This is a genomic window from Finegoldia sp. BIOML-A1 (genome assembly GCF_009678325.1).
In the GTDB taxonomy this organism is placed as follows: domain Bacteria; phylum Bacillota; class Clostridia; order Tissierellales; family Peptoniphilaceae; genus Finegoldia; species Finegoldia magna.
In genome coordinates, this window is record NZ_WKZF01000001.1 from 172,004 (window position 1) to 185,545 (window position 13,542).

Annotated in this window: 12 protein-coding genes; all 12 read right to left on the reverse strand. The window is 31.9% G+C overall.

What is annotated here, in order from left to right:
* Positions 1 to 8 precede the first annotated feature (8 nt).
* Complete coding sequence (locus tag GKG00_RS00800) at positions 9 to 1,244, reverse strand: ABC transporter ATP-binding protein (RefSeq protein ID WP_154253735.1); 1,236 nt, start codon at positions 1,242 to 1,244, stop codon at positions 9 to 11.
* Positions 1,245 to 1,255: 11 nt separating this feature from the next.
* Positions 1,256 to 2,173 carry an ABC transporter permease gene (locus tag GKG00_RS00805; protein WP_154253737.1) on the reverse strand — a complete coding sequence of 306 codons (918 nt, stop codon included), beginning with the start codon at positions 2,171 to 2,173 and terminating at the stop codon, positions 1,256 to 1,258.
* A gap of 9 nt (positions 2,174 to 2,182) precedes the next feature.
* Positions 2,183 to 3,109 (reverse strand): ABC transporter permease, encoded by a 927-nt coding sequence (locus GKG00_RS00810; RefSeq protein WP_094202792.1) that lies wholly within the window; start codon positions 3,107 to 3,109, stop codon positions 2,183 to 2,185.
* 72 nt (positions 3,110 to 3,181) lie between these two features.
* Positions 3,182 to 4,837 carry a peptide ABC transporter substrate-binding protein gene (locus tag GKG00_RS00815; protein WP_154253738.1) on the reverse strand — a complete coding sequence of 552 codons (1,656 nt, stop codon included), beginning with the start codon at positions 4,835 to 4,837 and terminating at the stop codon, positions 3,182 to 3,184.
* 537 nt (positions 4,838 to 5,374) lie between these two features.
* Entirely contained in the window at positions 5,375 to 6,391 is a 1,017-nt protein-coding gene (locus tag GKG00_RS00820; protein WP_154253740.1) for a beta-eliminating lyase-related protein, read from the reverse strand.
* A gap of 89 nt (positions 6,392 to 6,480) precedes the next feature.
* Complete coding sequence (locus GKG00_RS00825) at positions 6,481 to 8,241, reverse strand: DUF4153 domain-containing protein (RefSeq protein WP_154253742.1); 1,761 nt, start codon at positions 8,239 to 8,241, stop codon at positions 6,481 to 6,483.
* 86 nt (positions 8,242 to 8,327) lie between these two features.
* Positions 8,328 to 8,804, reverse strand: a complete 477-nt coding sequence (locus GKG00_RS00830) for a methylated-DNA--[protein]-cysteine S-methyltransferase (protein ID WP_154253744.1) — start codon at positions 8,802 to 8,804, stop codon at positions 8,328 to 8,330.
* A gap of 34 nt (positions 8,805 to 8,838) precedes the next feature.
* Positions 8,839 to 9,537 (reverse strand): hypothetical protein, encoded by a 699-nt coding sequence (locus GKG00_RS00835; protein WP_241673626.1) that lies wholly within the window; start codon positions 9,535 to 9,537, stop codon positions 8,839 to 8,841.
* Positions 9,503 to 10,390, reverse strand: a complete 888-nt coding sequence (locus GKG00_RS00840; RefSeq protein WP_094204024.1) for an ABC transporter — start codon at positions 10,388 to 10,390, stop codon at positions 9,503 to 9,505. The genes GKG00_RS00835 and GKG00_RS00840 overlap by 35 nt, the downstream gene beginning before the upstream one ends.
* An 8-nt stretch (positions 10,391 to 10,398) precedes the next feature.
* The gene (locus GKG00_RS00845; protein ID WP_094225009.1) at positions 10,399 to 10,911 is read right to left on the reverse strand and encodes a phosphatidylglycerophosphatase A; all 513 of its coding nucleotides are present in this window, start codon (positions 10,909 to 10,911) and stop codon (positions 10,399 to 10,401) included.
* 57 nt (positions 10,912 to 10,968) lie between these two features.
* Complete coding sequence (locus tag GKG00_RS00850) at positions 10,969 to 11,901, reverse strand: ABC transporter ATP-binding protein (RefSeq protein ID WP_094225010.1); 933 nt, start codon at positions 11,899 to 11,901, stop codon at positions 10,969 to 10,971.
* On the reverse strand, positions 11,898 to 13,493 hold the full coding sequence (locus GKG00_RS00855) for an iron ABC transporter permease (protein WP_154253745.1): 1,596 nt from the start codon (positions 13,491 to 13,493) through the stop codon (positions 11,898 to 11,900). The genes GKG00_RS00850 and GKG00_RS00855 overlap by 4 nt, the downstream gene beginning before the upstream one ends.
* Positions 13,494 to 13,542: the final 49 nt, after the last annotated feature.

Consider the following 13,542-nt stretch of genomic DNA (forward strand, 5'->3'; position numbering starts at 1 on the left):
ATTCACTCCTAATAAGGTCTTTCAACTTTTGGTGCTTGTTCGTGTGTTAACCAACATCTGCAAACATGATGATCTGAGTATCTTGTTTCAGGTGGTTTCTTTTCTCTACAAATTTGCATTGCATAATCACATCTTGCTGCAAATGGACATCCCGGAATTTCCATCAATAAATCTGGTGGAGTTCCACCTAATGAATACAATTCATTGTCTTTTGATGAATCAAGTCTTGGAACGCTCATCAACAATGCCCATGTATATGGGTGATGTGCATCTTTAAATATTTCTTGTACTGTACCAGTTTCCATGATTTCACCGGCATACATTACTTGAATTCTGTCTGCAAAGTCAGCTACTACACCTAAATCGTGAGTTACCAATACTATAGAAGTATTTTTAGTATCTCTTAATTCTCTCATCAAATCCAAGATTTGTGCTTGAATAGTTACATCAAGTGCTGTAGTTGGTTCGTCAGCCAAGATTACATTAGGGTTACATGCCAATGCTATGGCAATCATAACTCTTTGTCTCATACCACCTGATAATTCGTGTGGATATTGTTTAACACGTTCTTCAGCGTTAGGAATATTTACAGTCTTTAACAATTTAACAGCTTCTTTTTTAGCTTCATCTTTTGATAAATCAGTGTGCAATAAAAGAGATTCTGTAATTTGTTTACCTATTTTCATAGTTGGGTTAAGAGAAGTCATAGGGTCTTGGAAAATCATTGATACATCAGAACCCTTATATTCTCTTAATCTCTTCTTATCCATGTTAAGAACTTGTTCATCCATATATTTAATTGAAGATGGTTCTTTGATAACTGCTGATTGAGGTAAAATTTGAAGTATTGATTTACTTACTACTGTTTTACCACATCCAGATTCACCTACTAAAGCCAAAGCTTCTCCATCGTAGATGTCAAAGCTTACGCCTCTTACAGCCTTTACTTCACCAGCATAAGTATTGAAAGATACGTTTAAGTTATCTACTTCAATTACTTTTGGTCTGTTAGTATAATCCTTTTCTACTCTAGCAGTTCTTGTAAGTTCTTCTGATAAATTTTGTTTTTCGTTCATATTTTTTTCTTCGTTAACTTTATCTTCTACAACTTCAGAAGAAACAAACTTAGTTGTAGTTTCAACTTCATTATTTTCATTAATTACAGTTTCTTCAACTAATGTTTCTTCTGAAAGGTTTTGTTCTTTTTTTAATTCATCTATATCTTTGTATTTATTCTTGCTCATGTTTTTTCCTCCTACTGTCTAAGGTTAGGGTCAAGCGCATCTCTTAAACCATCACCTAACAAAGTAAATGAAAGCATTGTTAACCCGATCATTAGAGCTGGGAAAAACAATTGATAAGGATAAAATTGGAATACTTGTTGAGCTTGTGAACACATAAGTCCCCAAGAAGTTTCTGGAGGTTGTACACCAAGTCCTAAGTAACTTAAGAAAGCTTCACCGAATATATATCCTGGAATATCAAATGAAATTGATACAAGTATTACGTTCAAAGTATTTGGAATAAGGTGTTTGATAATGATATCTTTGTTGCTTACTCCTAATACACGAGCTGCCATGATATAGTCTTGTTCTTTTAATGAAAGAATTTGACCTCTTACAAGTCTTGCAAGTCCACACCATCCTGTGATAGTCATGGCTAAAATAAGTGTTCCTACACCATTTGAGTTTAAAGCTAATCTTAAAATGATTACTAATAAAAGGTAAGGTATAGAAATCAATATTTCTACAATTCTCATCATAATTGTATCAACTCTTCCGCCAAAGAACGCAGAAGCCGCACCATAAATAGAACCAATTACAGTACCAATAACAGCACCTGCAAGACCTATTATGATGGAAATTCTACCACCTCTCCAAATTCTTGTAAATATATCTCTTCCAAGTTCGTCAGTACCGAACCAGAATTTTGAGCTTGGTGATAAGTTAATTTCTCCTACTAAATCTTCGTGAGAATATCCCGTTAACATCGGTCCGATGATAACCATTACAATTAAAACTACTAATATAATGAATGCAACTAAAGCTGCCTTGTTTTCTTTAAATCTTCTCCAAGCGTCAGACCAGTATGTTACTACAGGTCTTGCTATAAACTCAGATGTTCTATCGTCATCTGTTAGTCTTTGAAATTTGCTTTGATCTATTTTTTCCATACTAATCCCCTAATCTACAATTTTAATTCTTGGATCTGCTATTCCGTATAAGATATCTACAACTAATTGAGAGATTAAGAACAAGAATGCATAGAAAATTGTTGTACCTATAATCATAGGATAATCTCTGGCAGTTATAGAGTTTACAAAGTAACTTCCTAAACCTGGTATAGAATACATACTTTCAATAATGAAAGATCCTGTAAAAATACCAACGATTTGTGGAGCTATTATTGTGATGATAGGAAGTATAGCATTTCTGAATACGTGTTTTCTAATTACATTGAAGCCTGATACACCTTTTGCTTTTGCAGTTAGTATGTAGTCTTCGTTTAAAACTTCCAATACATTACTTCTCATGTATCTAGCATAAGTAGCTATTGAGCCAAAGCATAATGCTATTGAAGGCAAAATTGTATACTTAATTTCGTCTCCGTAGCCTGAAGTTGGAAACCAATTTAGTTTTACTGCGAATGCGTATTGTAAAAGAGCCCCCAAAATAAATACAGGTATCGTAATACCCAAAATAGCTAATACACTGATAATATAATCTGGCACTTTACCCCTGTTTAAGGCCGCAAGAATACCAAAGATAATACCAATAGTAATACCTATTACCATGGCTTGTCCACCAATTCTTCCAGATACTGGAGCAGTTTGAGCTATTGTAGTCTTAACTTCTCTACCTGGATATTTGTATGAAGCACCTAAATCTCCGTGTAATGCATTTTTTAAAAATATTGCATATTGTGTTGATACTGGTTTATCCAAACCGTATCTTGCTTTGTAATTTTTTATTGTTTGCTCTGGAAGAGTTTTACCCATAGCAGACAATGGATCTCCTTGAATGTTATGCATCAAGAAGAATGTTGCTGTTGTGATTACAAATAATGTAAGCACCATGTACAAGATTCTCTTTATAAGATATTTTAACATGAGTCCTCCTATATACAATTAGTAGGCTGTTACAAATTATTTGTAACAGCCTGCCATTTGCTACTAGTTATTTTATTTTTTTTCTAAATAAGTGTCTTTGTATCCTGCTGTTGAGAATTGGTTTAAGTTAATATTCTTTACATAATCTTGGTAATAAATATTTGTAGAACCAGATATAATTGGAATAATAACTGTTTCATCAGCTAGGATTTGTTCAGCTTTCTTATACAATTCTACTTGTTTGTTTTCGTCTTTTTCTTTGGCAGCGTCTCTGATTAATTTATCATATTCATCGCTCTTCCATCCAGTTCTAACTGCGTTAGCACTTGAAGTGAATAGAGACATCATTGCTGATGGGTGGTTGTAGTCAGCAGTCCATGCTAAATATCCCATTTGGTAATTACCTTTGTTGATTTTACCAGAAAGAATAGCCCATTCCATCATTTCCAATTTAACTTTTACACCAAGTTTGTTTTGGAAGTTTTGTTGGAAATATTCACCGGATTTTTTTAATTCTGGAGAGTTAGTCATAATCAAGCTAACTTCTAATTTGGAAGGATCTGGATCCATTCCTAATTCTTTAAGACCTTCTGATAATAATGCTTTTGGATCGCCTAATTTATCAGCCATTTCTTTAACAGGGTTTCCTGCCATTTCTCTGTATTTCAATTCGTTAATTGAGATAGCTTTTGGTACCCAGAAATAAGCTGGAGCTGATTTTCCTTTAAGGACTGTATTGTTGAAGCCTTCTCTGTCTAAAGCGATGTTGAATGCTTGTCTAACTTTTTTGTTCTTGAAAAGTTTATCTTGGTGGTTAACTGCAAAATAGTCTACAGCTGGAAGGTCAACTTTTTGAGTCTTAGTTCCTTCTCTCTTATCAAACTTAGAAGTCCATTCTGGTTTATTAGTACCTACACTCATAATTTCTCCAGATTGGAAAGCATTCATTCTAGTGTTTTCATCTGTTAACACTCTAAGGTTAACTTTTTCTAGTTTAACTTTGTCTTTGTTCCAGTAGTCTTTGTTCTTTTCAAGAACTAATTTAGAGTTGTGGCTCCATTCAGTTAATTTGAAAGGTCCGCAACCTACGATTGTATTAGCTTCAGAACCGAATTGTTCACGGTGTTTTTCAACTATGTCTTTTCTTTGTGGGAAACATACTCTAAAAGGTACGATGTTAATGAAATATTGTGCTGGAGCACCCAATTTGATTTCTAATGTTTTATCATCAATAGCTTTAACTCCCAATTTATCCAATGGAGCTTTTCCTGAGTTAACTTCTTGGAAGTTAGCGATATCAGCTAATAAGAATGAAGAACCAGAACCTGTCTTAGGGTCTGCAGTTCTTTTAATACCATATTCAAAGTCTTTTGCTGTTAATGGCTGACCATCATCCCATTTCAATCCATCACGTAATGTGAATGTATAAGTCATAGCATCTTCAGATACTTTCCATTCTTTAGCCGCAGCTGCTTCTGGTTTTAATGTCAAATCTTCGTTTTGAACTAATCTGATAAGTGGTTCATATACGTTATTAACTACAACATTACCATACGTATCACTACCTTTTTGAGCATCTATAGATTCAGGATCGGAAGCTACGAAAGTATTATATACTGTGTTTTCCCCCTTAGCTCCTCCGTCTTTTGATCCTCCATTTCCACATGCTGTACCGGCAACCATAAGACCGGCTAACATCAAGGCAACAAACCTTTTCTTGTTTCTCATTTACAATTCCTCCTTAAATATTTTAATCATATGAGAAAATCCGAATTAATCGTGAATACATATTTGAAAATATATAAGTTCTAGCATTCACTTTTTTCGTAATTTCATTATAACATGAATCTATGAAAATGATAACATAATCATAGTTTTTTCAAAATATTTTAATATTAAATTGTTATTTTATTGTCTTGTTCTGTTTTTTTATAGATTTTTTCGTTTTAATTTATCTTTGCAGGATTGTATACTTTTCGTAATAATCGCTATTTTATTGAAATATTGTTTTCATAAATTTCTCTTTTGATATTTGTTATCATATCCGTTCTGAGTGAAATATTTTTACATTTTGGGGCGATATTTTTGTTATTTTTGTGTGAAAAATTTAATAAACGGATTTAAACAAATAAAAGATGAGATATTTTAGGAATTTATACCACAAAAGTATTTAGTAGTTTTTTGTAAATCATTGTAACTTTTTTGTAATATTTTTTTATTTTTAAAAAATTTCTAAGAAAAAAGCGACCATTTAAGGTCGCAAATTTATAAATCATTTATCAATTCATCTACCATGTGCTCTTCGGTAGACCATGATGTACAAATTCTTACATTTATGTAATCCTCTGTTTTGTAGTTTTCGCAAAAATTATATTTGTGTTTTAATCTGTGATATCTTTCATAATCCATATTTACGAATATTGTGTTGGTAGTAGATTGAGTAGCTAACACATAGTTTTGTTCTTTTAATCTTCGTCTTATTCTGTCAGCTTGTTCATCTGCTTTTTCAGCTAATTTGAATATCAAATCATCAGTAAATAATTCTCTAAATTGAATTCCCAAAAATCTGGATTTAGCAATCAACATTCCAGAGCCTTTAATGTAGTTTTTAAAATGAAGCTTGAAGTCATCGTTGTTTAATATCAATGCTTCTCCAAACATAGCCCCACACTTTGTTCCTCCGACATATGTCGCATCGACAATCTCACAAATTTCTTTTAATGTTAGGTCGTTGTTTTTTGCAGCTAATGCATATGCAAGTCTTGCACCATCCATGAATAAATACAGTCCATGTTTGTCGCAGACTTTTTTTATTTCCATAAGTCTTTCTTTAGTGTAGATTGTTCCAGATTCCGATGAATTGGTTATGTAAACCATTTTTGGAATTGGCTTGTGAAAATATGCAGGATCATTCATTCTTTCTGATACAAACTTATCTATTACTTCTGGAATTACTAATCCATCTTCATCTTCTACTATTTCTATTTTGTGACCAATATCTTCAATAGCTCCTGTTTCTAATGTATTAATATGAGCATTATCACATGCGATAACACTTTCAAAAGGTCTTAGCGATGTTTTGATAACAAGTTTATTACAAGCTGTAGAACCATGTAGAAAATAAACGTCTTGATCAGAAATCTTTTTTCTGATAAGTTCTTTTGCTTGATGAGTGTATTCATCGTTGCAATAGCCTTGTTGTTGAACCATATTGGTTTCTTCAAGTGCTTTTATGATATTTGGATGAACTCCTTCTAGGTAATCACAGTTAAAATTATACATAATTTTTCTCCTCAATCGACAATAATTAGTTTGTTAAAATACAGATTTATTATAACACTTGATAATTTTTTGTAAAGAATATTATTCACTTATTTTGTGTATAAACATTTGATGTAATATGTCATTTTTTGTCCATTGTCATAAACACATTCAGCTCTTTCAAGTATCGTCTTGTATTTACGATTGTTAATTACACCTTCATCTTTTATCAAATTGTCAGGATCTTCTGCGTTAATATCAGGGCCTTGTAGATTCCACAATTCTTCTAATCTGTTATTAAATATTTCTATGTTAAATTTACCAATTATTTCATTTTTGTATTTTATAACAACAATATTTGATTTTTTGGAAAACGTAACATTTTGATTTCCTAAATTTTCGATATTTTGTGTGTTGGAGTCGTATTGAAATTGAATATTTTCCAATAAACGGTCGTAGTTTGTCGTTTCAATTTCTAACCTATCATTGACAAAGGATCTGATTTGTCCGTATAGCGACTCAAATTCGTCTCCTCTGAATCCAAATACACGATTCATATCCTCTTGTGAAGTTGTAAATTTATCACCCAAATAAGGAAGTTCTTTTGTGCTGTGTTTGACTACAAAATAGTCAAGTTTGTCTTTTATTTCCTTTATTTTAGCTGGATTTACATTGCTTTGAGATTTTATTTTGCCATCGACAAGCAGATTTTCTTCAACTAGCATTTTTTCTAATTTGGCTTTTTGGTCTATTCTACTGATATTATATGCAGAAAGAGGTCCCACCGAAGAAATCAGTGCCAATATCAAAAACGTTGTCGGTATAGTGATGTATGTCTTTTTATTGAAAAACAAATAGTAAACCATTGATATAACAATGAATATTCCACCAACTACAACAAGATATCTTTCTTCCGTGACTCCATAATATGATATTCTGATTCCTATTGAGTAAAACATCATGACTGAAAGTATCAATAATATTATAGGTTGAATTTTATTGTAAACATTTATGAATTTATCTTCTACCGTTTTTGATATGAACAAGACCACTACTGAAAGCAATCCATACCGCAAAATAAGATTTGTGATGATATTGTTAGGTATCGTCTTTAAAACTACTACCTTTATTATATATAGAAGTAAAATAAAACCGTATATCAAAAATATCGGAGCAATAATTCTCGTAAATAAAAACTTAAAAGGCAAAAGCCATTTAATTTTTAGATTTTGATCACAATATTTCAATGGAAATTTGGATAAAATTATAGATGAATTTAGCAATAGAAAAATTACCGCTGCACATGATACCATGACATTGCTAAGATTAAATTGTAGTTTGAACAGTTCCTTTGTCGTGAACAAAATCGCAACAATTCCAATAAAAATCGTTACGCAATAAATTAACGATTCTATTATTGATAAAACTATTTTAACTGCGTAGTCGGCATAGTCATTTTTCTTATTAAAGTGACCTGCGATAAACATTCCGACAAAAAGCGTCACAAATAATCCCATTTCCGTGATTTGATTTCTAAGTACGAAGGACTTATCTACCTTTATTATTAGGAAATAGCACACTAATCCCATAATCAATGAAACAATTGTATATACCAAAGCTTTTTTGCCCTTGGTGATTTCTATGTTTTTGTCTGTGATTATCAGCTTTACAATCATGTAGCTCATCGCAAAATAAAGCGAAGAAATAAGCAAATCTGTTGTTAATGTGCTATTAAATGCTCCAACTTCAATATTCCATATCACCATAATTGCAAATATTGTAGCAATAAATATGGCAAGTAGTACCATTGGATATAGCTTTATTGTTTTCTGTAAGTTTTTTAGTTTCGATTTAAAAATATCTAACCTCATAATTTCCTCCTGCTTTTCTATATTATATCACGATAAATATCTTAAAAATCGCTTGAAAACATTTGTTGCAATTTCGTAAACATTGCTCAAATATTTACAGAAGGTTTGTGATTTTGTTCCAAATCTAATAAATACTTTTTCTTTTCTATACCAAATTTATATCCAGTGAGCTCATTGTTTTTTCCGATCACTCTGTGACAAGGTACTAAAATCATCAAATCATTTGAGCCAACAGCTCTTCCAACTGCTCTTGCTGATGTTTTTGTGTTGTAAATTTTTTCGTATTTTTCTTTGATGTCGGTGTATGTCGCAGTTGTTCCATACGGAATTTCACATACTAATTTCAATATCTTAGTTGCATAATCTGATTTGTCTATTAATATATCGTCAAATTGCCCTGTAATCTTACCCGAAAAATAATCGTCCAAATAATTCTTACATTTTTCAATTATTTCATCAGTCCCCTGTTCTACAAAATAATCCACGAATTCACATTTTATTATATGTTCTCCGTCGCTTTCTATAAGAATATTTCCTATTTTTGATTTGTAAATTTCTCTCATATAAAAAAGCTCGGATTACTCCGAGCTATCTCCTTTATTTTACATTTAAGCCTTTGATGAAGTTGGTAAATAATATAGATAATACAAGTGCTATTACCCCAGCTCCCAAATAAATATACATATTAAGTCCACTAAATAATTTGAATGCTGATATTAAATATTCTGAGAAGAATACATTTAAAGCGATAATAATTGCAGTAAATAATATGAATATTTTCACGGCACCGAATTTGTACGCTAAGAATATCAACGAATTAAATGCAAGGCTACACACTGATGTGATTACAAAAACTATTGGCATATATGATAACAATGAGCCTTTTGTGAACAATCCTATCTTGTCGTAATAAATTTCGATTTGTCTAGCGTGTAAGAATCCCGACAAAACTCTTGTCAAATAAATTACACCAATTATAATTGCGAATACCAACACGACGTTGAAAATTCTTTCAAAAATCGTAGCTTTTTTGATTTGTTTTCTGTGGTAAGATGATTCTATGTTCATTCCAAAATCTTGGAAATAATCCTTACTTGCTACTAATAAAAAGTAGAAAGTATTGAATAAAAACATCGGCACAACGTATGTGAATAGTGGCAATTTACCAAAATCGAATTTCCATATATTAAAGTAGGAAAGTCCTTCAATGATTGCTAATATCACAACAGATACAAGAAGAGTGTAGAATGCGTACGCAAAACTATTCGACAACTTCTGTTTTAACAGTCTTTTCATAATTTCCCTCCTCAATCATTGTAATTAATTCGTCTAATGGCAATTGTTTGATTACACAGCCGTTATTTTCAAGTAAAATTCGTTCGTCTTCGTTGATATCATCGAACATTTTAATTTCATCTTCTAATCCATCAGAAGTTCTCGTCAAAATCCTCTTGTAATTCATAGCAGTGATGATTTCCTTAGGTCCACGAACTACGTTTGCTTTGGTAAGTATGTTGTGCTTAGAATCCTTGAATTTAATTCTACCATCTTGCATCAACACCAAATAATCAAAAAATACTTCCTCCACTATCGGTGCTGAAATCAATATCGTGTTTCTGATTAATTCTTGACGCTTTTTCATTATATCTATGAATTCCAAAGAAAGCTTTCTGTCTGCTATTTCAAAATTTTTCAGTAATACTATCTTTTTGTTCGTAGCAAGTGCCGCAGTCATAAGCACGATGTTGCAGTAATCTTCTTTCAAATCTTCAAGCCTTGCGAATTCATCAATTGCAAATCCTTTTAGCACAGAATCCACAAATTCTTCGTCGAAATAAGGATTCAACTTCTTTTTTAATTTAAGATACTTCTTCACCTTCATAGATGAATTGTAATCTTGTAAAAATGTTGAAAACTCAACTTCATTAGTTAGCTTTGGATCCTTTAGGACGTTTTCTTTTTCTTCAAAACCATACAAGAATTCTCCATTGTATTTTGTTGTAAAAGATCCCAAAATATCAAACAATTCATCAATGTTTTTGTCGTGACCCGTAAACAAATATATGTAACCTTCTTCTATTTCAAGGCTACAATCCAAGTCAATTTTTTTCAATCTTCTTTTTTTGTTTATGTTATCTATCGTATACATAAAATCTCCTATTTAAATCTCGAATGAGACAACCTACTTGCCGCAGCCGCTGCAATCGCAGCTACTATATCATCCAAAAATGTGTTAACGCAATCTGTTTTTTCTACGTCTAGCTCTTTGATAATTCCGATCTTTTCCTTATCCAAATACCCAAAATTAGTAAATCCGATTGACCCGTACACGTTGATTATTGACAAAGCCAACACTTCATCAATTCCATAAAGTCCTTCATCTGATTCGATAATTTTTTGAATAGGATCGTCGAATAACTTTTTATCACAAGCTTTGTCGATTGCAATCCCCGTTAATACACATTGCAACACTTCACGCTTTTCTAAAACCCTCTCCACATTTTCAGTGCACAATTCCATCGTCAAATTCGGATAGTATTTTTCTTGTAAAGTGAACACTATTTTTGAAATTTCTTCTATCTCAACGCCTCTTTCTTGTAATTGGCGAATCGTAATCTCTTTCAATTCTTGAATAGTATAAGGATATTCAGAAACTTTTTTTCTACCCATGTTACCTCCTAAAAATATCTCTATACTATATTTTACCCAAAATTCAAGTGTTTTACTCTAATTTGTCGGCAATTTTCTTTTAGAATATATAACTTTTACTTTATCTCCTATTTCATTTGTAAAATCATTGTTGAGCATATATGAATCGATAGTTTTATCTTCCAATTGAATAACCACTTTAACGCTCGATCCCTGGAATACAATATCCTTGATAACTCCATCTTCTCCTTGATCTGAAAATTTCACATCCTCTGGTCTAACGTAATATCCTTCAAAAATATTTTTTTCTCCGATAAAATTCAACACGAAATTATTTTTCGGATTTTTGTAGATATCTAAAGGATAGGAATGTTGTTCGATTTTACCTTTGTTCATCAAAATAATATCATCTGCCAACTCAAAAGCTTCGTTTTGGTCGTGTGTTACGAAAATCATCGTAGTTCCTAGATTTTTTTGAATATTTTTGATTAACAACCTCATGCTAACCCTCAATTTTTGATCCAAATTGCTAAGAGGTTCATCAAGTAATAAAAGTTTTGGACTCAAAACCAAAGACCTTGCAAGGGCAACTCTTTGTCTTTGTCCTCCAGATAATTCGTCAATCATTTTCTTCTCATGACCTTTTAAGCCAACAAGATCAATCATTTCGTTGACCTTGTTTTCAATTGTAGCTTTGTCCATATTTTTGAATTTCAAACCATAGGCGACATTTTTGAACACATTCATGTGATAGAAAAGCCCGTATGATTGAAACACAGTAGTGATGTCCCTTTTTTCAGCAGTTAAGTGCGTAATATCTTCTCCATCCAAAATAATTTGTCCTGAATTCGGCTTCACAAAACCACCGATCATATTCAAAATCGTGCTTTTACCACAACCAGAAGGCCCCAAAATACACAACATTTTTCCTTTTTCTAATTCAAATTCAACATTATCTACTACGGTTTTATCTTCGTAAATTTTCGTAAGATTTTTTACACTTAAAATCATTTTCTATCTCCTATTTTTGTCGCCAAATAATATCCACCATTTACAACAAGACATATCAAAATTATTATTAAAGCAATTACAGAACCAATATTGTAATTACCACTGTTTATAACATCAAACATAACAAGCGTTAAAACTTTTTGCCCTGGATAAACCAAGAAAATAATCGATCCAATTGTGGTCATCGTCGCAGTGAACGCATTGATGAATGTAACTGTGAATCCCTTCTTAGTTAGTGGAAGCACGATGTCTTTAAATACATAAATGAAATTTGCCCCCAAATCCTGTGCAGAATTGATTTCATCTTCGCTAATTGACAAGACGTGGCTGTTCATAACTTTTGTCGAAAAAGGCATTTGTTTGAACAAAACATTCAACACTACAATTGCACTAGTTCCAACAAGCATCAACGGTTTGTGATTGAACGCCAACAAATAACCTAAACCAAAGAATGTTCCCGGCAAAATATAAGGCAAATTCGAAATATAATCTGCAACTTTAATTACCTTGCTCTTTTTTATTATCGAATAATAAGCCATCAACAAACCAATCATACTTCCGAAAAATGCACTAATCAAAGAGTACACGATACTTCTTGTGATTGTGTTTGTAATGTACGATTTGGAATTTCTGAAGTTTTCCAAAGTAAATGTAAGTTCGTTGTTTTTCATTTTTGTAAATGCTGACAAAATAATTGACGCATATTGAATTACAAGCCAACTCAACAAAAACACACTGATTGCACACAAGAAATAAAACACAGCAGACTTTTTATCGATAATTGGTGTGCCTGACGAATTAGAATTAACATTACTTTTTCTCATTGATTTCGAATAAATGATAAACATAATAACAGAAGGAATCAAAATCATTATGTTGATAACTGCGGCAGTTTTAATATCCCCTTTGCTAATGACAGCCATGTAACCTTCACTTGCCAAAACGTTAAACTTTCCACCTATAATTGCAGGTGTTCCGAAATCTGCGATCGAACGAATAAATGTTAGGAAAAACACTGAAATCAATGTGTTTTTTAATTGTGGAATCAAAATATCAATGACTATATGATTCGTATTTGCTCCTAAATCAACCGCTGAATTTATAGAGTCTGAATCCAAATTATTCAGATAAGATATTACCATCAAACTGCTCAACGACAAAAATCCCAATGTTTCCATCAAAATAATTCCCGTCATTCCATAAGGGTTTGTGTTTAATTTCAACAAATTATAAGTGATGAATCCTCTTCTCCCGAATAAATTTATGTAAGACAAACTAGTTACAAAAGGAGGCGAAATCATCGTCACCAATAAAATTGCGCTGATGATTTTTTGATGAATTTTACCACTCAAAAAACAATACAAGCCAATTATCGCAGAAAAAACCGTCGTTAAAACGGATACAATAAAACCAACTGTAATTGAATTCACAAACAGTTTTCTATTTTCTTTAAATACATTTAAAATAAAATCTATGGAATTGCCGCCATCTGTTGTGAAGGCTTCTTTAAATACGTATAAAAACGGAAGTCCAATAAACACGAATATGAGTAGAAAAATTATGTATTTAATAAATTTATCTAATGTTTTCATAATTTACTCCATATAAAACAAGCACCCGTTAAGGTGCTAGTTAAATGGG